This window comes from Myroides oncorhynchi (assembly GCF_020905415.1).
GTDB classification, from domain to species: domain Bacteria; phylum Bacteroidota; class Bacteroidia; order Flavobacteriales; family Flavobacteriaceae; genus Flavobacterium; species Flavobacterium oncorhynchi_A.
In genome coordinates, this window is sequence record NZ_JAJJMP010000001.1 from 1,043,496 (window position 1) to 1,067,527 (window position 24,032).

General features: G+C 33.8%; 20 protein-coding genes. 7 read left to right on the forward strand and 13 right to left on the reverse strand.

Annotation, left to right across the window (positions count from 1 at the left end; translation table 11 throughout):
• Positions 1 to 29: 29 nt before the first annotated feature.
• From LNQ81_RS04590 to LNQ81_RS04605, 4 genes are all read left to right on the forward strand, one after another.
• Positions 30 to 1,574 (forward strand): glycine--tRNA ligase, encoded by a 1,545-nt coding sequence (locus LNQ81_RS04590; protein ID WP_229944996.1) that lies wholly within the window; start codon positions 30 to 32, stop codon positions 1,572 to 1,574.
• 415 nt (positions 1,575 to 1,989) lie between these two features.
• Entirely contained in the window at positions 1,990 to 3,225 is a 1,236-nt protein-coding gene (locus LNQ81_RS04595) for a lactate oxidase (protein WP_229944997.1), read from the forward strand.
• A gap of 153 nt (positions 3,226 to 3,378) precedes the next feature.
• Complete coding sequence (locus LNQ81_RS04600) at positions 3,379 to 3,954, forward strand: YceI family protein (RefSeq protein ID WP_229944998.1); 576 nt, start codon at positions 3,379 to 3,381, stop codon at positions 3,952 to 3,954.
• A gap of 245 nt (positions 3,955 to 4,199) precedes the next feature.
• Complete coding sequence (locus tag LNQ81_RS04605; RefSeq protein ID WP_229944999.1) at positions 4,200 to 5,090, forward strand: hypothetical protein; 891 nt, start codon at positions 4,200 to 4,202, stop codon at positions 5,088 to 5,090.
• 39 nt (positions 5,091 to 5,129) lie between these two features.
• Here LNQ81_RS04605 and LNQ81_RS04610 read toward each other — a convergent pair whose 3' ends face one another.
• From LNQ81_RS04610 to LNQ81_RS04625, 4 genes are all read right to left on the reverse strand, one after another.
• Positions 5,130 to 5,759, reverse strand: a complete 630-nt coding sequence (locus tag LNQ81_RS04610) for an NAD(P)H-binding protein (protein ID WP_229945000.1) — start codon at positions 5,757 to 5,759, stop codon at positions 5,130 to 5,132.
• Between the two features lie 134 nt (positions 5,760 to 5,893).
• Complete coding sequence (gene aspA / locus LNQ81_RS04615; RefSeq protein WP_229945001.1) at positions 5,894 to 7,294, reverse strand: aspartate ammonia-lyase; 1,401 nt, start codon at positions 7,292 to 7,294, stop codon at positions 5,894 to 5,896.
• A 69-nt stretch (positions 7,295 to 7,363) separates the two neighbouring features.
• Positions 7,364 to 7,750, reverse strand: coding sequence for a YchJ family protein (locus LNQ81_RS04620; protein WP_229945002.1), 387 nt, complete (start codon positions 7,748 to 7,750; stop codon positions 7,364 to 7,366).
• On the reverse strand, positions 7,750 to 7,953 hold the full coding sequence (locus tag LNQ81_RS04625) for a hypothetical protein (protein ID WP_229945003.1): 204 nt from the start codon (positions 7,951 to 7,953) through the stop codon (positions 7,750 to 7,752). Before LNQ81_RS04625 ends, LNQ81_RS04620 begins: the two co-directional genes overlap by 1 nt.
• Before the next feature lie 122 nt (positions 7,954 to 8,075).
• Here LNQ81_RS04625 and LNQ81_RS04630 point away from each other — a divergent pair, with 122 nt between their 5' ends.
• Together LNQ81_RS04630 and LNQ81_RS04635 are read left to right on the forward strand one after the other, a co-directional pair.
• On the forward strand, positions 8,076 to 8,759 hold the full coding sequence (locus tag LNQ81_RS04630) for a ComF family protein (RefSeq protein ID WP_229945004.1): 684 nt from the start codon (positions 8,076 to 8,078) through the stop codon (positions 8,757 to 8,759).
• A gap of 68 nt (positions 8,760 to 8,827) precedes the next feature.
• Positions 8,828 to 10,432: an Ig-like domain-containing domain gene (locus tag LNQ81_RS04635; protein ID WP_229945005.1), complete on the forward strand. Its 1,605-nt coding sequence runs from the start codon at positions 8,828 to 8,830 to the stop codon at positions 10,430 to 10,432.
• A gap of 37 nt (positions 10,433 to 10,469) precedes the next feature.
• Here LNQ81_RS04635 and LNQ81_RS04640 read toward each other — a convergent pair whose 3' ends face one another.
• From LNQ81_RS04640 to LNQ81_RS04665, 6 genes are all read right to left on the reverse strand, one after another.
• Positions 10,470 to 11,243 carry a nitrilase-related carbon-nitrogen hydrolase gene (locus LNQ81_RS04640; RefSeq protein WP_229945006.1) on the reverse strand — a complete coding sequence of 258 codons (774 nt, stop codon included), beginning with the start codon at positions 11,241 to 11,243 and terminating at the stop codon, positions 10,470 to 10,472.
• Between the two features lie 50 nt (positions 11,244 to 11,293).
• Entirely contained in the window at positions 11,294 to 12,130 is an 837-nt protein-coding gene (locus LNQ81_RS04645) for an ion transporter (RefSeq protein WP_229945007.1), read from the reverse strand.
• 133 nt (positions 12,131 to 12,263) lie between these two features.
• On the reverse strand, positions 12,264 to 13,007 hold the full coding sequence (locus LNQ81_RS04650) for a succinate dehydrogenase/fumarate reductase iron-sulfur subunit (protein ID WP_229945008.1): 744 nt from the start codon (positions 13,005 to 13,007) through the stop codon (positions 12,264 to 12,266).
• A 51-nt stretch (positions 13,008 to 13,058) separates the two neighbouring features.
• Entirely contained in the window at positions 13,059 to 15,059 is a 2,001-nt protein-coding gene (locus LNQ81_RS04655) for a fumarate reductase/succinate dehydrogenase flavoprotein subunit (protein WP_229945009.1), read from the reverse strand.
• A gap of 17 nt (positions 15,060 to 15,076) precedes the next feature.
• Complete coding sequence (locus LNQ81_RS04660; protein ID WP_229945010.1) at positions 15,077 to 15,901, reverse strand: succinate dehydrogenase cytochrome b subunit; 825 nt, start codon at positions 15,899 to 15,901, stop codon at positions 15,077 to 15,079.
• Positions 15,902 to 16,083: 182 nt separating this feature from the next.
• On the reverse strand, positions 16,084 to 16,932 hold the full coding sequence (locus tag LNQ81_RS04665) for a ChaN family lipoprotein (protein WP_229945011.1): 849 nt from the start codon (positions 16,930 to 16,932) through the stop codon (positions 16,084 to 16,086).
• A gap of 719 nt (positions 16,933 to 17,651) precedes the next feature.
• Here LNQ81_RS04665 and LNQ81_RS04670 point away from each other — a divergent pair.
• Positions 17,652 to 18,434 (forward strand): alpha/beta fold hydrolase, encoded by a 783-nt coding sequence (locus tag LNQ81_RS04670; protein WP_229949236.1) that lies wholly within the window; start codon positions 17,652 to 17,654, stop codon positions 18,432 to 18,434.
• Between the two features lie 30 nt (positions 18,435 to 18,464).
• Here LNQ81_RS04670 and LNQ81_RS04675 read toward each other — a convergent pair whose 3' ends face one another.
• The 3 genes from LNQ81_RS04675 to kbl form a co-directional block, all read right to left on the reverse strand.
• Positions 18,465 to 21,230, reverse strand: a complete 2,766-nt coding sequence (locus LNQ81_RS04675; protein WP_229945012.1) for a PD-(D/E)XK nuclease family protein — start codon at positions 21,228 to 21,230, stop codon at positions 18,465 to 18,467.
• A 70-nt stretch (positions 21,231 to 21,300) separates the two neighbouring features.
• Positions 21,301 to 22,701: an OmpA family protein gene (locus tag LNQ81_RS04680; RefSeq protein ID WP_229945013.1), complete on the reverse strand. Its 1,401-nt coding sequence runs from the start codon at positions 22,699 to 22,701 to the stop codon at positions 21,301 to 21,303.
• 110 nt (positions 22,702 to 22,811) lie between these two features.
• Complete coding sequence (gene kbl / locus LNQ81_RS04685; protein ID WP_229945014.1) at positions 22,812 to 24,005, reverse strand: glycine C-acetyltransferase; 1,194 nt, start codon at positions 24,003 to 24,005, stop codon at positions 22,812 to 22,814.
• Positions 24,006 to 24,032 lie beyond the last annotated feature (27 nt).

Below are 24,032 nucleotides of genomic sequence, written 5' to 3' on the forward strand. Positions count from 1 at the left end.
ATCTTAAAGTCTTTTATTACTTTTGCACTATGGCAAAACAAGAGGATATTTTTAAGAACGTTATTTCGCACGCTAAAGAGTATGGTTATATTTTTCCATCTAGCGAAATATACGATGGTTTAAGCGCAGTATATGACTACGCTCAAAACGGTGTGGAGTTAAAGAGAAACATTCGCGAGTACTGGTGGAAATCTATGGTACAAATGCACGAAAATATTGTAGGAATTGATGCCTCAATTTTTATGCATCCTACTACTTGGAAAGCCTCTGGTCACGTAGACGCGTTTAATGACCCATTAATTGATAATAAAGACAGTAAGAAGAGATATAGAGCGGACGTTCTAATCGAAGATTACTGTGAAAAATTATACCAAAAGGCTCAAAAAGAAATCGAAAAAGCAAAGAAACGCTTTGGAGAATCTTTTGACGAAGAACAATTTGTAGCTACTAACCCACGTGTAGTAGAATATCTTGCGAAGAAAAAAGAGATCTTAGAGCGCATGGCTAAAGGTCTTGATACAGGAGATTTAGCAGATGTGAAGGCACTTATCGAAGAGCTAGAGATTGCTGACCCTGATACAGGATCTAAAAACTGGACTGAAGTACGTCAGTTTAACCTGATGTTTGGTACCAAACTAGGAGCTTCTGCTGACTCAGCTATGGACTTATACTTACGTCCTGAGACAGCACAAGGTATCTTCGTAAACTTCCTTAACGTACAGAAGACAGGTCGTATGAAGATTCCATTCGGTATCGCTCAGACTGGTAAAGCATTCCGTAACGAGATTGTTGCTCGTCAGTTTATCTTCCGTATGCGTGAGTTCGAACAGATGGAGATGCAATTCTTTGTGAAACCAGGTGAAGAGATGAAGTACTATGAGTACTGGAAATCTACTCGTCATAAGTGGCACTTATCATTAGGAATGGGAGCTGAGAACTACCGCTTCCACGACCACGAGAAGTTAGCACACTATGCTAATGCTGCTACTGATATCGAGTTTAACTTCCCATTTGGATTTAAAGAATTAGAAGGTATCCACTCACGTACAGACTTTGACCTTAAAGCACACGAGAAGTTCTCTGGTAAAAAGCTTCAGTTCTTTGATAACGAGACAAATACTTCTTATGTACCTTACGTAGTAGAAACTTCAGTAGGACTTGACCGTATGTTCTTGTCTATATTCTCTAAATCTTTAGTAGAAGAGACTTTAGAAGACGGTACTACACGTACAGTATTAAGATTACCATCAGTACTAGCTCCTACTAAGGCTGCTGTACTTCCTTTAGTAAAGAAAGATGGTCTTCCTGAGCTAGCTCAAGAGATAATCGAAGAACTTAAATGGGACTTTAATGTAGCATATGATGAGAAAGACGCAGTAGGTCGTCGTTACCGTCGTGCTGATGCATTAGGTACACCATTCTGTATCACTGTAGATCACCAGTCATTAGAAGATAAGACTGTGACTATTCGTCATCGCGACACTATGAAACAAGACCGTGTAGCAATTACTGACCTTAAGAGTATCATAGAAAATGAAGTATCTATGAGAAACTGGTTAAAGAAAATGTTGTAATCAATAGATTACTTTAAGATACAAAAGCTGTTCCAAGGGGAGCAGCTTTTTTTTGTGCTTTATATTATCCATTTCTATAAACACCCCTCTTCTAAATTATACCTCCTTCCAACTGCTAGGATAATGATCCCTATATGGTAGGCTAGTGATAGGCTTATTAATAGCACTTTTCAGCCGACCACATGCCTATCAACAGCCGACCATAAGCCGACCACCCAAAATTAGTTCGTAAAAAACGCAACTGTCAACTCATCTTATTTATTAGGTTTACAAAATTATCACTACCTTTAGTAATCTAGTAATCAGGTAATTTATAGTTTATTTACAAGAAAAAACCGTTCTTAATGTAGGTTAATCAATTAGAATAATACCTCACCTTAACTTTGTCCTATCAAAAATTACAAATATCAAGAATATGAAAAAGACAATAGTAACATTGATTGCAATAACACTTATAACTAGTGCATTTGCTCACACAACAGAAACAGAAACAATCCTACAAGACAAAGAAAAAAAAGAGCAAGGTTATCGAGCTAGTACAGCTAATAAAAAATTAAAGATTGTCAACTTACACGAATTAGAAGGTCAGGTGAAGGTTGAGATGGATAAAGGGGCATTCGGATATATCGTAGGAGGTTCTGAAGACCAAAATAATCTAAAGATTAATACTGAGAACTTCGATAAGAAGTACATCATGCCACGCGTGCTAAAAGGAATTAAACATGAGGACATAGACCTATCAACAAGTTTATTTGGAATTCCATTAAAGACACCTATTATACAAGCTCCTATGGCTGCTCAAGGGCTATCTCATGTAGATGGTGAAGTAGCTACAGCTAAAGGAATGATAGCAGCGGGATCTCTATTCTCACTGAGTACTTATGGCAACAAGACGATAGAAGAAGTAGCTGAGGGAATCGACGGAGCACCTTTCTTCTTTCAGTTATACATGAGTAAAAATGATGATTTTAATAAGTTTACACTTGAAAGAGCAAAAAAACACGGAGCTAAAGCTATCATCTTAACAGTAGATTCACCTGTAGGAGGATATAGAGAAGAAGACATCAAAACAGGATTCACATTTCCACTAGTGATGGGTAACTTAGAGTTATTTGCAGCCCAACAAACAGATGGAAATAAAACTGGAAAAGGAGCTGGTATAACAGAAATATATGCACAAGCTAAGCAAGACTTTAAACCATCTGATATCAAGTATGTAAAAGATATGACAGGATTACCTGTTATCATTAAGGGAATACAGTCACCTGAAGATGCTGAGATAGCAATTCAAGCAGGAGCAGATGCAATATGGGTATCTAATCATGGCGGTAGACAACTAGATGCAGGTCCATCTTCATTTGATGTACTTCCATTGGTAGCAAAAACAGTCAACAAACGCGTGCCTATTATCTTTGACAGTGGTGTTAGACGAGGATCTCATATCTTTAAAGCATTAGCTAGTGGAGCTGATATCGTAGCGATAGGTCGTCCTTTACTATATGCACTACACCTAGGAGGTAGTCAAGGGGTGACGTCTGTGATCGATCAGTTAAATAAGGAATTGACCATCAATATGTTCTTAGGAGGAGCTAAAAACATAAAAGAAATTCAAAATACGAAACTATACACAGATAAAGATTTTCAATTATAAAAAAACAGTTATCCTACTATTAAACAGAGGATTATGATTAATGAAAAACCACAATTACACAAGATAAAAATACTTCTTAATGTAGGTTAAGTGCTTAAAGCTAAATGTGGAACTAAATTTGTAATAAATAACAAAACAATTAAAATTATTATCATGAAAAAAATAGCATTATTATTCGTAGCAACATTATTCTCTGTTGCATCATTCGCCCAAACAAAATGGAATGTAGATAACTACCACTCATTTTTAAACTTCTCTGTGAAGCACTTAGGAATTTCTTTTGTAGATGGTCGTTTTGATAAATACGAGGGAACATTCGAAGGAACACCTGAAGACTTAACGAAAGGAACATTTAAATTCTCAGTAGATATGAACAGTGTGAACTCATCTATCGAGATGCGTGATAACCACTTAAAAACAAATGATTTCTTTAATACAGAGAAATTCCCTGCAATGACTTTTGAAAGTACTTCAATTAAAAAAACAGGTAAAGACCAATATAAATTAGAAGGTAACTTAACAATAAGAGATATCACTAAGAAAGTAACTTTTGATCTTACTTACGGTGGTTTATTAAAAGATGATGGCCAAGGTAATACTAAACTTGGATTCCAAGCAAGTACTACTATCAACCGTTTTGACTTTGGAGTAGCATACGATCCATCAGGACAAGCTATCGCTAAAGACGTTAAGATTAATGTAAACCTAGAGTTTAACAAGGCTAAATAATCCTTTCATAATTACTAAGAGTCTGTCTATTATTTACCCAAGAAGTATAAATAGACTCTTGATTTCCCAAATAGGCTTCACAGATAATGTGAGGCCTATTTTATCATATACCAAATGGATATAACATCAAAAACAGCACTCTGAATAGGAACAAAAAACTACTAAAATAAAATCAGATTATCCGAACGATAAAGGTTATAATGTTTAAATTTGATAGTATTAACATTATTACAAATAAAAATACTATGAAGAAGATTTTATTAAGTGCCTTTATCGGAGCTTTAATACTTACCTCGTGTGGAGAAAAAAACAAGGTCGAAGGTACAGATGGAGCAGCTGAAGGAACTACTTCTAAAGAGTTGGTTACCAAACCTAAACCACCTAAATCAGAAGGTCCCGTAAGAGTATTATTTGTAGGAAATAGCCATACGGAGTACTTCGCAAGTTTTCCTAAAATGTTAGAAGCTCTAGCAAAAGAAAATAATAAAGAGGTAGAAGTCAAATCCCTTTTAGAAATGGGAGTAAGCATTGATAAAATAATCTCAGCTAATAAAAAAGAGGCAGACAAATTATTTGGACGTACTGATAAAGATGGTAACTACTTTGACTATATAATCTTACAAGAAGCAACCCCTGTAGCAATCCAAGAGTTAGAAAAATATAAAACAAATACAAAGAACGTATATGATCAGGTGATCAAAAACAGTCCTGGCGTAGCAACTTATATCTATGGATTAACAGTGCCATTCGAGTACAATGGAGCCGACTATAAAGATTATCAACCACTATTAGTAGAGAATGGTGTAACAGTAGCAAAAGCATTGCCTAACACGGGATACTTAGACTTTTCTTCTGTATTAGGTGCTGCATATGAAGGGAAAGAAGATTATGTTGCGGTCAAAGATGGCAAAGATGTACTACGTCACACAGATTCCTCACGCCATATGCTTAATGATGCCGTATTCGTTAACTCTATCGTATTATACCAAACTCTTTTTGGAGAAACTCCTAAGATACCTCTTCAATTACCTTTAAGTACAAGTACAGGAGATAGTGATAATATTAAAATAATGGATGTAAAAGATGGTGTTAGTAATCCAGATGCACTATTAAAACTAGCTACCCGTTTTAAATAATATGATAATATAGAAGCTTATCTCAATGAGATAAGCTTTCTATATTTCGTTACTTTCTACTATCAAACGACGACAACAGTTATTTTTAGATTCACTACGCATACGATTTGCCACTTTAAACACATCAATTGGTTTATAGCCTTTAAACAAGTGTATAGCATTAAAAAATCGCAATAATTTAGCCGCAATACGTTCGCCAAAACGATCGGTTCCAGGTCTAATCAATAACCCCGGTCTAAGGATAATAGTGTTTTCGAAATGAAGATTAAGTATCGATCGCTCCAAAGTCCCTTTTAGTTTACTATAGAAAAAAGTACTTCTATCCGAAGCTCCTTTAGCTGATAGTAAGACAAAATTATCTACTCTATTAGCTTTAGCATACTGAGCAAACTGCATTACATAGTCATAGTCAATATGCCATTGATTCTTTTTGCTACCAGCTTGTTTTATTGTTGTACCAAGACAACTAAATGCTACATCACCTACAATCAAATGTTTCCATTGATCAATCTTATCAAAATCAACAATGTGCGAAATTAACTTAGGGTGATTTATCTCCCATCCTTTTCGAATAAAAATAACTACTTCGTGAAAATCATCGTCACAAAGTAATTGACGTACAAGTACTTTTCCAGTTGCTCCAGTACCTCCAATGACTAATGCTTTCATAATAAATTTCTTTGGTTCACTATAATAAACTTACCACTCTATATTAAGACAACAACTATTAAAAAAGTTACATTTAAAAATAATAAAAAAGTCTCCATAATGGAGACTTTCTATTTTATAATACACTTTAATTTTTAAATTGAATGCGGAGCAAGCATATGTTTAGGATCTAAAATCTCGTCTAACTTATCTTTAGTCAACAGATTGTGTTCTAAAACCAACTCATAAACACCTCTTCCAGATTCTAATGCTTCTTTAGCAATTTTAGTACTTGCTTTATACCCTATATATGGGTTTAAGGCTGTAACGATACCAATACTTCCAAGTACTAAGTCTTTATTGTGCTCTACATTAGCTTTAATACCAACTACACACTTCTCTACTAATGTCTGCATAGCATTCTCCATCCAAATCATAGACTCCATTAGTGTGTGAGCTAGTACAGGTTCCATTACATTTAATTGCAACTGAGCCGCTTCAGATGCCATTGTAATAGTCATATCATTACCAATCACTTTAAAACACACCTGATTAACTACTTCAGGAATAACAGGATTTACTTTTCCTGGCATAATAGAAGAACCTGGTTGCATAGGAGGTAGTTGTATTTCATTAAGTCCTGTACGCGGTCCTGAAGATAGTAATCTTAAGTCATTACATATCTTAGACAGTTTAATAGCAACTTTCTTTAGCACTCCTGAGTATGCCACAAATCCACTAGTATCTGATGTTGCTTCTACAAGATTTTCTGCAGACGTAACAGGTTGTTTCATTAATAACCCCAAATTCTTAGCGCATAAATCAGCATATCCAGGTACAGCATTTAAACCAGTACCTATAGCTGTAGCCCCCATATTAATCTCTAAGAATGCTTGGCTAGCTTGATTTAATGTAGCTATTTCTCTTTTTAAAGTAAAAGCAAATGCTCCAAACTCTTGACCTAAAGTCATAGGTACAGCATCTTGAAGTTGTGTACGTCCCATTTTAATAATGTCTTCGAACTCCTTAGCTTTTGCTTCAAAGCCTTTTACTAACAACTCTAACTTTTCTACTACCTTCTTATTCATCTCAAATACTGCTACCTTAAATGATGTTGGGTATGCGTCATTAGTAGATTGAGACAAATTAACGTGATCATTAGGAGAGCAATGTGCATAATCACCTTTCTCGAATCCTAGAATCTCTAAGGCTCTATTAGCGATAACCTCATTTGCGTTCATATTCACAGAAGTACCTGCACCTCCCTGTATCATATCTACAGGAAACTCAGCATGTAATTTACCATCTATAATCTCCTGACATACATCAGCAATTACCTTATATATTTTTTCGTCTAAAACGTTTAATTCAAAATTAGTCTTTGCTGCTGCCCATTTTACAATAGCTAATCCTTTTACAAACTCTGGATAATCAGACAACTTACTTGTCGATATATTGAAGTTATTAATAGCTCTTTGTGTTTGAACACCATAATAAGCTTGTTGTGGTATTTGTAATTCACCTAATAAATCACTTTCGACTCTGGTTGTTTTCATAATAATACAGTTTTTATATTTTTACTAATTTACAAAGTAATTTTAACTTAACACTTCTAAAATCAAGGATTATTCAAGAAACACACCTGATACATAATACCAATTCTCTCCTAATTTTTCGAACAAAGAATCTTCATAATGAACACAACTATTCCCATTCACATCATTATAGTACGCTTTAAATATCACCTGATAATCCTCAGTCTTAACCACTTCAAGTTGTATCCAGGTATTCTCTTTAGCCCAATTAGAAATAGCTTTTTTACTATGTAAATGTCTATTTCTAGGATGTGTAGTATCTACAATGTAAGTCGCATTACACAATGCATAAGCTGTATAGCGCGAACGCATTAATTCTTCAGCCGTATCAGGTTTTACCTGAAGTTTAATAAATGGTTCACAACAATCTTTAAACTCTTTCTTACTACAGCAGTAACAAAATTGTTTTGGATTCATTATTTTATTTTTTGCTTTAATTCTTCTACAATTTTTGCAAATTTACTCCAGTGAACAACTTCCTTATCCGTCTGAGCAAAATCAAGTCCTTCATTAATGCTTTCTTCAATCTTATCAATTGCATTTAAGGCTTCGCTTTTTTTGTTTTGTGCAACCAATACCATTAATTGCATAATCATTTGTTGTACTTCTTCTATTTTCATTTCAATACATTCATTTCCATACAAAGATATTTGTTATTAATCAGTAGAACACTTTCCTAATAACTAATTTTACATCTTAACTTTTACAATATCCCTTTATTCATTCAAAAAATCAAAGCCAGATGATAAAAGATATTTTAAACCTGCTATTTCCAAATAGTTGTCTTGGGTGTAATACTTTATTACTTCGAAATGAGAATACAATATGTTTACTTTGTAGAGATTCTCTCCCTTTTACACAAGAGCACAACATACCAGAAAATGCTTCAATGAATAAGTTCTATGGAAAAATCCTTGTAGAGCATGTTGCTTGTTTAATGTTTTATTCTAAAGGAGGTATTGTACAACAGCTTATTCATAATATGAAATATAAAAATCATCCTAAAATAAGTTATTTCTTAGGACAAATATATGCTGCGCAGTTAGCTCAGACAGACCGTCTTAAGGATGTTACAACTATCATTCCTGTACCATTGCATAGAAGCAAATTACGTTCTAGAGGTTACAACCAAGTAGATGGCTTTGCAAAGGCAATAAGCGAGCGTTTTAACATAGGTATTAATAAGAAACTATTGATAAAAACACTTCAAACTTCTTCTCAAACAACGAAATCAAGATTTCAACGAAAATACCATAAGAAAGAGATATTTGATATCAATATTTCCCAACTTGAATATGATACAAACCATTTTCTACTACTTGATGACATCTTAACCACAGGAAATACTTTAGAAGCATGTTGTAAAAAGCTACTCCAAATACCAAATACAAAAATCACTATTTTATGTTTAGCTCGAAGCATTTAAGAAGTTTTAATAATTGATATTTTCTAACTAAAAAATATAGTTGTTAATTTGTCCTTTAAATTAAAATTATGTCTAAGTTTCGTATTTACTTCATTGTTTGCTTTACGATATTTTGTTTTATAACATTTTCAAACTGTGCAAAAAGAGGCTTTATCTCTGGTGGAGATAAGGACACTATACCTCCAGTGGTATTAGGTAGCTCCCCTAAGAACTTATCTACACACTTTGATAAAAAGCAAATTACTATAAATTTTGACGAATATGTTAAGATTAAAAACGTAAATCAGAACTTAATAATCTCTCCTCCTATGGAGAAAATGCCTGAAGTATTGCCTATGGGGAATGCTAGAAAGACAGTTACGATTAATCTTATTGACTCTCTTAAACCTAATACCACATACAGTTTTAACTTTGGTGATGCCATCACAGATAATAATGAAGGAAATGTTCTTAAGCAATTTAAATACATCTTCTCTACTGGAGATTATATTGATTCATTAAAAGTAGGTGGAACTATTAAATCTGCTAATCAACTTAAAGCTGATAATTTCGTTAATGTAATGCTGTATCAAGCAGAGAACTTTAATGATTCTACTATCTATAAACAGAAGCCTCTCTATGTTACAAATACATTAGATAGTCTGACGACGTTCTCAATTGAGAATGTAAAAGCGGGTAAATATTATCTAGTAGCATTAAAAGATAAAAATAACAACTTTATGTTTAATGCAGTAGAAGACAAAATAGCCTTTATTAAAGAGCCTATTGAACTTCCTACTGACCAAACATTTGATCTGACATTATTTAAATCGGATGAAAACTTTATAGCGTCAAGACCTGCTCAGATTACACAAAACAAATGGTACTTACCTTATACAGGTAATCCTAAAGGAGCCAAAATAGAAGTAAAAAAAGATGGGATATTACTTCCTAGTACTTATACATATCTTCCTGAAAAGGATAGTTTACAAGTTTGGTTCCCTAAGATAGAAGCAGATTCATTACACTTTACAGCAACAAAAGGAGATTTTACAAAAACCTTTACTGTAAAGCCACGTCCAAAAATGAAAGAAATAGATTCTTTATCAGTTAATGGTAAATCTGGAACATTAGATTTCATTTCTGATCTATTAATAGAAACGACTACACCTGTAAAAGAAATCAACAAAAACCTTATCACGATATTCAACAAAGATTCAGTAGCAGTCCCTTTTGAATTAGATAATAAGATGGAAGATCAAAAGCTTTATTTAAAATTCAAGAAAGAAGAACTTAATGAATACAAAGTGACACTATGGCCTGGTGCTATACAAGACTTTTTTGGAAAAGCAAATGACACAATCATTCTAAAAAATAAAACTTCTGCCTATACAGACTATGGTAATCTAACAATCACTCTAAATGGGATAAAACGATTTCCTGTTATAATAGAATTACTAGACGAGAAAGAAAAGGTCGTAGTAAGTCAATACAGTGATAAATCGAATATCTTCGAATTTACTGTTTTACCTCCTAGACAATATTACATACGTGTGATCTATGATGACAATAAAAATGGTAAATGGGATACTGGTTACTATTGGGATAAAAAACAGCCAGAAGAAACAATCTACTTTCCAGAAAAAATAGATGTCCGTGCTAATTGGGATATTAAAGAACAAATAAATCTATAGATAAAAGCCTCAAACTTACATTTGAGGCTTTTCTTATTTATTCTATTTTTAGTATAAAAGCATCGGCATCCCTAAGCACCCCAAAACTCTTTCTAATCTTATCTTGCTTTTGTTTATCCAGTGATACATAAGCTATTTGTTCTCCTTCCATTGGATCAACAAGGTATTTACCAAGCATATCAATCGCTTGTGAATGCCCTGAATATACATTTTCATTTTCATCAGTACCGCATCTGTTGACTGCCACGAGATAACTCATATTCTCAATAGCGCGTGCTTTCAATAAAGAATCCCAAGCATAAATACGCTGATCCGGCCAACTAGCAACATATATCAATAAGTCATAAGCCTCAGCATAATTGCGACTAAAAACTGGGAATCTTAAATCATAACATACTAATGGACAAATATTCCATCCTCTATAATTAACTATCAGTCGCTTATCTCCAGCTTTATATACCTTTTCTTCTCCTGCTAATGAAAACAAATGCCTTTTATCGTAGGTACTAATATCTCCTTTATCAGAAATAAAAAACAAACGGTTATAATAAGCTCCCCCCTCTTTAATCACAATACTCCCTATTAAAGCAAATGCTTGCTTTTCACAGACTTTCTGTAACTCTGCTATAAATCTATCTTCCATCGTTATATAAACTCGATCAGGACTCATAGTAAAGCCTGAGACAAACATCTCTGGCAGGATTACTAAATCCGTTCCATCGTCTATACTACCTAATTGTTTTAAGAAATATACTTTATTTTGTTCAATATTCTCCCATGCCATCGGAGACTGTAACATTGCTACTTTCATAAGAATACTAGATTATACTTCAAAAGTAAGCATTATTACCTGTATTATATCTAGTCTATCGGTTTTCCACAACATGGACATTTCTCTAAAGAATCTTTTTCTTTTACTTCTTGAGTAGAAAGGGCTCTCTTTTCCTTACGTTCGTCCAATACTTCTGTAAATCCTGAAGATATAATACCCGTAGGCAAGGCAAAGAAACCAATTCCTATTACAGCCAAAATACCTCCTATAACTTTACCAAGTACCGTAATAGGGTATATATCTCCATACCCTACAGTACAGATAGTGATAACAGACCACCACATAGAATCAGGTATACTAGAAAAAGCTTCTGGTTGATATGAATTCTCTGCATAATAAATAGCAGTAGAAGCTATTAGCAAAAGGAATACTAACATGAAAGCTGCTATAGCTAATTCGCTTGCCTTGCGTTTAAATACATTAACGACAAGAGCTAATGCAGAAACATATCTAGTAATCTTAAACACTCTCAATAACCTAAATACTCGCATCAATCTCAAAATACGTAAATCCACATGTACGAATACCAAATAAAACGGCAATATTGCACATAAATCAATAAGTTGCATCGAGGTAAAAGCATACTTTATCCTTCCCATCAAAGGTTTATTAAAACGCTCATCACATGTAATAGACCACATGCGCAATAGATATTCTATAGAAAAGAAAACGACAGAAAACAGATTAAAATTGATAAAGAATCTTGCATACTCTTCCTTAATCTCAGGGATAGATTCAAATATTAAAGAAACAGCATTAAATAAAATTAAAATGATAATGACTCCTTGTACAATCTTACTTCCTAAAGTAATGGAATCATTATTTAACAAGTCATATACTTTATATTTTATAGTTTTCTTATTCATGAGAGTATTAATTATATAACTGAAAACAAGGATGTAAAATTAAAGAATCAAACGCTCTCCTTATTCAAATAAAAACATAAAAAAAGCAGATATATTTCTATATCTGCTTTTTCATTTATTTCAAGAAAAACTATTATTTAAAACTTGCTTTTAAATATTCTCTATTCATACGAGCGATGTTCTCTAAAGAAATTCCCTTAGGACATTCTACCTCACATGCTCCTGTATTAGTACAGTTACCAAAACCTAAAGCATCCATTTCATTAACCATATTTAATACACGGTCAGCAGCCTCAACTTTACCTTGTGGTAACAAAGCAAATTGAGAAACCTTAGCTGATACGAATAACATAGCAGACGAGTTTTTACATGTAGCTACACAAGCACCACATCCAATACAAGTAGCTGCGTCAAAAGCACGGTCAGCATCATGTTTAGGAATTGGAATAGCATTAGCATCCTGTGTATTACCTGAAGTATTTACAGAGATGAAACCACCTGCATGTTGAATTTTATCAAAAGCAGTACGGTCAACTACTAAGTCTTTAATTACAGGGAAAGCTTTAGCTCTAAAAGGCTCAATATAGATAGTATCACCATCTTTAAACTTTCTCATGTGCAACTGACAAGTAGTAATACCTCTATCTGGTCCGTGAGCTTCTCCATTAATGAATAAAGAACACATACCACAGATACCCTCACGACAGTCATGATCGAAAGCTACAGGATCATCACCTTTCTCGATTAGCTCGTTGTTTAATACATCAAGCATTTCTAAGAAAGACATATCAGGAGAAACATTGCCGATTTTATAATCAACCATTTTCCCTTGTTCTTTAGCGTTTGATTGACGCCATATTTTAAGTGTAAGATTCATTTGTATCGAATTTTTACAAAAAGGTTAGGTCCGAAGACCTAAGCCTCAATATTATTTATAACTACGAGTTACCAATTTAATGTTTTCATAAACTAAGTCTTCTTTGTGAAGCACTGCATCGCTAGGGTTACCTTTGTATTCCCAAGCAGCCACGTAAGCGAAGTTTTCATCATCACGTCTTGCTTCTCCATCCTCAGTTTGGTGTTCTTCACGGAAGTGTCCTCCACAAGATTCTTCACGGTGTAAAGCATCTTTAGCGAATAATTCACCTAGTTCCAAGTAATCAGCTACTCTTAACGCTTTCTCTAACTCTTGGTTAAAGCTTTCGTTAGTACCAGATACTTTCACATCTTTATAGAACTCTTCTCTTAACTGAGCGATTTCAGCCATCGCTTCAGTTAATCCTTTAGCGTTACGAGCCATACCTACTTTATCCCACATGATTTTACCAAGCTTCTTGTGGAAGAAGTCAACAGAGTGAGTTCCGTTATTGTTAAGTAAGTGTCCGATAATATCACGAACATTTTTCTCAGCAGCTTCGAACTCAGGTAAATCAGTTGGGATAGTACCTGTACGGATATCATCCGCTAAGTAGTTACCAATAGTATAAGGTAATACGAAATATCCATCAGCTAAACCTTGCATTAATGCAGAAGCTCCTAGACGGTTAGCACCGTGATCAGAGAAGTTAGCTTCACCTAAGATATAACATCCTTCGATAGTAGACATTAAGTTATAATCCACCCATAATCCACCCATAGTATAGTGAACAGCTGGGTAAATCATCATAGGAGTTGTATATGGATCCTCATCAACGATTTTCTCATACATTTGGAATAAATTACCATACTTATTCTCTACAACATCTCTACCTAATTTATAAACTAGCTTAGCATCGTTCTCATCTAAATGGTGAATACGAGCTTGTTCTTTACCGTAACGGTCTATAGCAGAAGCAAAGTCTAAGTATACAGCTTCACCTGTAGCATTAACACCGTATCCAGCATCACATCTTTCTTTAGCAGCACGAGACGCAACGTCACGAGGTACTAAGTTACCGAATGATGGATATCTTCTTTCTAAGTAGTAATCTCTATTTTCTTCAGCGATTTGAGTTGGTTTTAATCTACCTTCTCTAATTGCTATTGCATCCTCCATTTTTGCAGGAACCCAAATACGTCCATCATTACGCAATGATTCAGACATCAAAGTAAGTTTTGATTGGTGATCACCAGTAACAGGAATACAAGTTGGGTGAATTTGTGTATAACAAGGGTTAGCAAAGAATGCTCCACGTTTATGTGCTTTCCAAGCAGCAGTAACGTTAGAACCCATTGCATTTGTTGATAAGAAGAATACGTTACCGTATCCACCTGTACAAATAACTACAGCGTGAGCAGAATGACGCTCTATCTCACCATTGATTAAGTTACGAGCAATAATACCTCTTGCTTTCCCATCCACTTTAACGATGTCTAACATCTCATGACGGTTATACATTTGGATTTTACCACGACCGATTTGACGGTTCATAGCAGAATATGCCCCTAATAATAACTGTTGTCCAGTTTGTCCTTTAGCGTAGAAAGTACGAGATACTTGTACCCCTCCAAAAGAACGGTTATCTAAAAGACCTCCATACTCACGTGCAAAAGGTACACCTTGAGCAACACATTGGTCAATAATATTTTCTGATACTTCAGCTAAACGGTAAACGTTAGCCTCACGTGCACGGTAATCCCCTCCTTTTACAGTATCATAGAATAATCTGTAAACAGAGTCACCATCACCTTGGTAGTTCTTAGATGCGTTAATCCCCCCTTGAGCAGCGATAGAGTGCGCACGACGAGGTGAATCTTGGTAACAAAAAGCTTTTACGTTATATCCTAACTCAGCTAATGTAGCAGCAGCAGAACCACCAGCTAATCCAGTACCAACAACGATAACATCAATGTTACGTTTATTAGCTGGGTTAACTAATTTAATATGATTTTTATAATCAGACCATTTTTTATCAAGTGGTCCATTAGGTATTTTAGAATCTAATTTCATGATAAATTTCTTTAGGACTATTTAATAAAATGAATATAAACAGGAATAATAGCAAATAACGCTGGTATAACATAAGCGATTAAAAAGCTAAGCCCTTTGATACATCCTTTATACTTAGGATTATTAACCCCTAAAGATTGGAATGCACTACCAAATCCATGAGATAAGTGGAACCCTAATACTACCATAGCTAATACATAAGCTATCGTTGCAATTAATCCAGTGCTTTTATTTTTAAAGAACTCAACAGTAATTTTGTGTAAGTCTTTGTATCCATCAGCAATTTTTAAATCAGTACCTGGTTGGAAAAACTGTGTCCCTTTTATTTCTAACTGCCCCATTTCAACAGCTGTTACTGGAATAGCTTGTTGTTGTACTGTTTTATAAATCATCACAGGTTCTTGACCTTCCACTTTAACTTCTACCGTTTGTAATGGCATTTCAGCAAAATGCATCTTAGCCCAGAAGTTAGCCATGTGAGTCACGATGAATACTAATAACAATGTACCTAAGATAGCCATGTTTCTAGATGAAAACGAGCTATTAGCAGCCGCATTGTTTTTTGCATATCCGATTGGACGTGCTTTCTTGTTTTGGATTGTTAATACGATACCATCAATCGCGTGAAAAAGGATTGAGATATACGTAACATAAGATAATACTTTTACTGCTGGATTAGTAGTCATAAATAACGCATACTCGTTGAATGCAGAGGCGTCACCAAAAATCAATTGAAGGTTTCCCGCCAAGTGACCTACTAAAAACAAGCATAAAAATAACCCTGTAAGAGCCATCCAATATTTTTTCGCTAAGGATGACTTTAAAAGTGCAGATTTTGCCATAATGTAATTTTAATTGTTTTTCTTGAAAAAATCTCTCAAAAATACACCATCTTAACGTTATTCACAAAGCAAACTCTTCTATTTATACTCAGTACAAACAAAGAATTACACAATCAAAAAGACTCAAAACAACCCTATCAAAAAAATAATTAAGACATTAAAGTGTTTTATACACGTTTATGTTAAAAAGACTTTAAAATATTCGCATCTATAACAATAATAAAGTTAGCTAAACCTAAATTATCATTTTCGAAATTACCTGTATTATCACTTTCTACCATTGTAATAGTGCTAATTTTAAGGGTAGGATTATATTTATTAACATACCAAACTATACCTTCAAAATTATTACTGTGATATGAACCATTAAAATGAAGGAATAGTTGAGGAGCTTTAAAGTTATTAACTATAAAGTGTCCCATAGTAGCATCTTTTATTGCTTGCGCTTTAGGCAAATTATCATCCTTGTGATCTTCAAACATGTCTAACATCTTTTTATAGCCAGGTAAATTCCCATCATAAGGAAATGGCAGTGGAGCGATCCAATCCTTTTCTTCTACACTTAGCGAATCAAGTGCCTCGGTTCCTTTTTTAAATAATAAACTAGCATAACGTCTAGGAACATTCGTTGCTATAAATTCGCGTTTATTCGTTTTGGCGTATTCTACTAAAGGCTTGTAATCCGTTTTGTAATTATTCCAAAGTCTAACTTCTTTACCAAACGCCTCCTCATCAATCACACCCTGTACATAATCTTTTAATCCCTTTTGATTATCTGCCTCAAACATCTCAGCCCCAAGCATTAACTCTCTTTTTTCTCCTAACGATTGAGTTACTTGCAATTGTAACCAATGTCCTAATGAATTATTGTGAAACTCACCAAAGAGAACCACATCATTCTTAGTCAGTTCTTTTATCATTTTTTCATAAGTTACTTTCTTTCCTTTACTTGTATAGATTTGATAAGGAACACCGGACTGACTATAAGACATTGTACAAAAAAGGACAAATACAGCTATAATATTTTTCATCGTATATAAATTTGAATGACAAAGATATACTTTTAGTTTATTTAGATTTAGTTTAGATAAACTATTCTATATAGTAAACCACCAATAATAGAGATCTAACCCAATAGTCAAATACATTTACCATTTTTTAATCCAAGAAAACAGTCAAAAACAAGATCCCTATCTCACTTAACAAAAATGATCCACTTAAGTATTAAAAAAGATTAATACAGTATTCTTCTACTTACTAGGCCAAATAAATTTCAAAGGTTTTTTTCATAAATCACTATAATTTACTTTTATTACTCTATTTGGTATTCCAACAAGGTGCTTTTATTCCAAATATCCTTCATTTTACTATTTTACCTAAAGTCAAAAGCATTTTTTTATTTTTTTTTTAAACACACAATGTACTATAAAACAAACCATTATAAAAACAAAACAATAACACTTCAAATCTTAGACTTCCTTTAATCCTAGGACATTTATAGGACTATAGCGGGGAAAAGATGCGATTTGCCCAACAATACACCTTTTATTCTTCTTTTAATGTTCCTCTACTAGCCCTAAAACTCATATCCCGCTTTAAATAGTTAATAATAGAATCATACAAAGAAATATTTCAACTACAAAAAACAGTTAAGTAGATTAATATAGAAATCACATGCCCATACCACTTTTGAATGTTAAAAGCTTGCAACCATTGAACGTATATTTTAAATTTGTAGGAAATTCAAATGATGGGAGTTACAAAGATTCTTTATAGGAATACCAATTTATCATACTACGACAAAGGAAAAGGAAATACATTAGTATTCTTACATGGCTTTTTAGAAGACAGCAAAATGTGGGAATACTATCTCAATCATTTTTCTCAAAAAAACAGAGTAATAGCTATTGACTTATTAGGGCATGGGGATTCTGGCTGTATTGGATATGTACACAGTATGGAAGATATGGCTGATTCCGTATTCGCTATAATCACTTCTTTAAACTTAAAGAAAGTAACTCTTATTGGTCATTCAATGGGCGGGTATGTATCATTAGCCTTTGGTGAATTATATCCAGATTATGTCAAGAAAATAGTTCTAATATCATCTTCCACTAGAGCTGACAGCGTAGAGAGAAAGATAAACAGAGATAGAGCTATAGATGTTATTAAAAAAAATAGTGACTTATTTGTAGCAATGGCTATAAATAATACGTTCCTTGAAGATGCCAAAATCACTCATGCAAAAGAAGTAGAACAACACTTAGAGACAGCTTTAAAAACTTCAAAACAAGGAATACTTGCAGCTGTAGAGGGTATGAAATCCCGAAACGATAGAGAAATCCTATTACACTTCGCTCCATATCCTATAAAAATGATATTAGGAACCTTAGATCCAGTAATTTCGCTTGATGATATCAACAAAGAAATTGATAACACTGAAACAGAACTCATACTGATTAATAGCGGACATCTACCACAGATAGAGGCTAAAGAAGAATTACTAGAAGCTTTAAAAATATGTTTAAAATAATCAAGAGGAAAGTAATACTTTCCTCTTGATTTATAATTCTTTCTCTATAAAATCAACTTCTGGATTTAATATTTCCAGAAGTAAAGTAACTAATTCCTCCTTAAATAAGGATAAAGTATCTTGTGTTATCTCATGGTTAACTTCATTCTTACCTTCCTTAACCCCAAAAAACAAGAAACCTTCTTTCCTATTCTTAAAAGAATAAATCCCAGCTTCAACAGATTGAGCAGGATTATCTTTGGTATACATTAAAGCATAACACAAAAGCTGAATAATTTTATCGTTCTTTAAATCTAGCGTAAAGCCTTCCCACGTGCTTAGTTTTACGTTATTAGCCTCTACTTTTCCACTCTTATAATCAATAACTCTAATTACTCCATTTCGTTCTTCTATTCTGTCTACAAAACCAAATAAATTAACTGAATATGGCAACCTAGTATCTTCTAAAGTATACGTAAGCTCAGTCTCTAGCTCCAATAGAAGAATGTGATCTCCTGCATTTAACTTTTCTAACTCACCCTCAAGAAAATGATATACATTTCGCTTTGCTACTTCGAAAGCTAATAGATTCTTTCCAATTTTCTCCTTATCACTATTATATACCTCCTCAAATTGCTTCTGCACTTCTACATCAGCTTTAGATTGTATAGTTTTAATAATATCCACAGTAAGTATTGCACCTTTAAATGGTTTATATAAGTTTTCTAATGAATTATGTATAATAGTTCCAAGCGTATTCAGAGCAACGCTCTCTTCTACTTCTTCCACTTCTCTAATACGCAAAACTCGTTGTAGATAAAACTGTATGGGATTTCTTAAATAATTAGACAAAGCAGACGGAGAAAACCCCTTACTTATAGAAATATTCTTCAACTCCTGTTGTAATAAATCGGACTTTGAGACTTGTATAAGTTCATTCGCTTTTTCAGGTAAATCCGCAGAATATGTAATATACTCAACATTATGTGCATCTAACTTCTCAACATCTAACTGAGTAAGGAATCGACTTCTTTCTCCTGCATCCATCCCTTCTGATTGGGAGTTATACAACAAATAAATATTCTTAGCTCTTAACAATAAATGATAGAAGTGATAACTATATATCGCATCCTTTTCTTTATAAGTAGGCAAACCAATCTCTCGTTTAACATCATAAGGAATAAAAGAGTTGACAGACTTACCTGCAGGAAACTTTCCTTCATTTACAGAAGTTACGATAACAGTGTCAAAATCCAGAACTCTACTTTCTAAAACTCCCATTATCTGTAACCCTTCCAAAGGCTCCCCTTCAAAAGAAACTTCAGACATATCCATTATTTGCTTAAACAAGGAATATAAAGTATCATAACTACTTATAAAATCATATCGCTGACAATAAGATATAAGTCTATTTAACATTTGATAAGATGAATATAGAAAGGTCTTAGTAATACGCTCACTATGTACTTCATCATTTAGATTCTCTTTAACTAGCAAGATCACCTTAATAAGGTTCTTCAAGACATCCACTGAATTAAGTTCCTTCCAACTATCAAATACTAAAGCACGAACAGGATAATTAGAATTCTCTATCCAATCCGAGAAACGATGCAAGCCAAAGAAACTCAGATTGCGGTCATTAATCTCCTTGATAACTAACTCCGAGTGAAGAATATCAGATAAAACAGGGTTAGTCAAAACATCCAGAACTTCTTTATAATATACTGTATATTGTTTTCCAGAGCGTCGTATAGCACCTAAGTGCATCTTAAAGATCTTATTTAATAAAATCTGAACAGGGTTACTCTTCCCGCTATACCCCATAGTTATGTTTAAACTAGGAACAGACGATGGTAAACTATGTAAAACTGGTAACAGCAAATTTTCTTCACCTAAGACAACAGCAACTTTATCAAAGTGAAATGTCTCATTACCTAAAGCTTCTATTATTTGCCCAGTTATCTTAGCTTGCCCTACACTCTTAGGTGTCTGGATTACTTGTATATTTTTAGTCTTTCCAAACTCATCAACTATCCAATCAAATGAATTGTAATGATAATGATTCCAATTCTTCTTTATTCTACGCAAAAACAAACCTGCATCGTGATAAGGATCTTCAATAAAGTGCTTATCAATATCCCAGAATACCTTTCCTCTTTTCTCTAGTAGAAAATGTTGTATAATAACTTCTTCCGCTGCATTCAAGGCATTAAAACCAGCAAAATAATATATCTTATCACTTTCTTTTAGATATTCTTTGTGCAACTTCACTGCTTCTCTATAGATCATTCCTTGATATCCTATAGATTCACTTAAGAGTACTTCATAAAACTTATGGTAATAAATAGGAATTTGCTCCCAAAAAGCAAGATAATTAGTAATAATATCCGTTCTTTTCTCTAGATCAAGAGACCAGTGTTTTAGATCTTCAATATTCTTCAGATACGAGAAAACATAGTTTGGATCCAACAAATATCTATCGACTTCATTAAAGTCACCAAGTAACATATTTGCCCAACTAGAAAAACGATCAAAGTCTTGTGCACTACTTTGTTCAATTTCTTGATAGACCACATAGAATTTAAACAGTAGCTCAATAGAGTCAATCCCTCTAATATTAGAAACCTGTTGAATGAAATCTTCAATATTAATTATCTCCGGAGCAAAAACACTTGTTCTATAATATTTTTTCAGATTTTCTAATAAAAATACTTTCGCCCTTTTATTAGGTAGAACAATAACTAAATTCTCCATTGTATCAGGAAAATCAGCACTAATTTGTGCACTCAATCTATCTAAAAATGTATTCGATTCCATATAAATAAAGGTACAAAAAAAACGCTCCGATTACTCGAAGCGTTTTCTATAGTATTAAGTTTTAACTCAATTATTTAGCTAATTGAATCTCAACACGTCTGTTTAACTCACGTCCTTTAACTGTTTTGTTAGAAGCGATTGGATCAGCTGATCCGTACCCTTTAGAAGTTAATCTAGAAGAGTCGATTCCTTTTTCAATTAAATAAACTTTTACAGCATTCGCTCTGTTGTCAGATAATGGTAAGTTAATTTTGTTAGAACCTGTGCTGTCAGTATATCCAGCGATGTGGAATTGTGCAGTTGGGTATTCTTTCATAATTTTAACCATGTTATCTAAAACAGCATAAGAACCGTCTTGGAAAGTATATTTTCCAGTGTGGAATAATAAAGTTTTTCCGTAATCATTAAGCTGTTTTACTTGTTCAGCTTTGATTTCTTTAACTTCAGGACATCCATTGTTAGTAGCTGGACCAGGTACATCTGGACATTTGTCTAAATGATCAGGCACTCCGTCTCCATCTCTATCTGGCCATGGACAACCTTTATTTTCTTTAGGACCAGGAACTTCAGGACATTCGTCTTTGTTATCTGGCACTCCGTCTCCGTCAGTATCAGGACAACCATTGAACTCAGCTAAACCAGGTACATCAATACACTCGTCTTTATCATCTGGAATACCGTCTCCGTCTGTATCAGGACATCCATTAAATTCTGGTAAACCAGGTATATCTGGACAGTTATCTTTATCATCTGGAATACCGTCTCCATCTGTATCAGGACATCCATTAAATTCAGCTAAACCAGGTACTTCTGGACATTCGTCATACTTATCTAATACTCCATCTCCATCAGTATCTTTTCCACCAAATTGGAAACGAATACCTGCGAAATGTTGAATATGTGAAGCAACTCCTAAATCTGGTGTTCTAGAATCAGAGAATGAATGCTTATAAGTAGATTGCACAGTTAAAGCTACGTTTTTAGTAAACCAGAAGTTTAATCCTGCTCCACCGTTAACAGTACCTTGACTTGCATCACCCATAAAAGTATAACCTCCACCAACTAAGATGAATGGATCAACTACTTTAGATTTTAATAATTCTTTAAAGCTATATTTAACTTCTGCGTCGATTCCGTAGTAAGTCAAATCACCTGGATTGTATTTTTCATACCCTTCAGCTTCTGATTTGATAAATTTGTCAATTTTATTAACTGACCCTACTAAACCAAGAGAAAATCCATCACCTAAGTATCTCGCTACATTTAAGTAAGATACTGAAGGTAAGATATTCCAATCACTTGTGTTAAAATAACCTCCCATTCTGTTAGAGAAGTTACTAGTTGTACTAACTTTTGTATTAACAGCGTTAGCTCCAACTGTTACTGCCCAAGGATGGTCAGCATCTTGCGCGTGAGCTGATAGCCCTGCACAAAGTACTGCTGCTGCAAATAATTTGTTGAAATGTTTCATAACTTTTATTTTTACTTTACCGTAATAATCTAGCAAAAGTACAATTCTCAAACTATATTTACAAAAAATTTCGTTAAGAATAGCTCTTTTTATTGAAAATAACTTTTATATTAGATAACCTTTAACTCTTTTCCAACCTCAGTAAATGCAGCTATAGTTTTATCTAAATGCTCTTGTGTATGAGCTGCTGATAACTGAACTCGTATTCTCGCTTTATCCTGAGGAACAACTGGATAGAAGAAACCTGTAACATAAACTCCTTTTTCTAGAAGTCTATCCGCCATAACTTGAGATAGCTTAGCATCATATAACATTACTGGAACGATAGCAGAATCACCATCTATAATGTCAAATCCAGCTTTTTTCATACCTGCTTTAAAATAATTAGTATTCCACTCTAACTTATCTCTTAAAGATGTATCATTCTGTAATAATTCAAATACTTTAATAGACGCCCCTACAATCATCGGTGCTAATGAATTAGAAAACAAATAAGGTCTAGAACGCTGTCTTAACAGTTCAATAATCTCTTTTTTACCTGTTGTATATCCCCCCATAGCTCCACCTAAAGCTTTTCCTAATGTACCTGTGATGATATCCACACGTCCCATTACGTTTTTAGCTTCTAAAGTACCTTTACCAGTTGCACCTATAAATCCAGCAGCGTGACACTCATCTACCATGACCAACGCATCATACTTATCTGCTAAATCACAAATTTTATCTAATGGCGCTACTAAACCGTCCATAGAGAATACCCCATCTGTAACGATAATCTTAAAGCGATGCCCTGCTTCATTAGCTTTAATCAACTGATCTTCTAAATCTGCCATATTGTTATTCTCATAACGGTAACGAGCAGCTTTACATAATCTCACACCATCAATAATTGAAGCGTGATTTAAACTATCTGAAATAATAGCATCCTCTCCTCCTAATAAAGGTTCGAACACTCCTCCATTTGCATCAAATGCTGCTGCATAAAGAATAGTATCTTCTGTCCCATAGAACTCAGCAATAGTAGCCTCTAGTTGCTTGTGAATATCTTGAGTCCCACAAATAAAACGAACAGAAGACATACCAAAACCATGAGTATCTAAGGCTTCTTTTGCTGCCTTGATTACTTCTGGATGAGAAGATAGCCCCAAGTAATTATTTGCACAAAAGTTTAAAACTTTATCTCCTGTTGACACAGTAATTTCTGCTCCCTGCGGAGAAGTAATAATTCTCTCTTTTTTAAAAAGTCCATTATCTTCTATTGACTTTAATTCATTTTGAAGATGCTCTTTAATCTTTCCGTACATATTATATCTTTTTTACTTTAAACAATT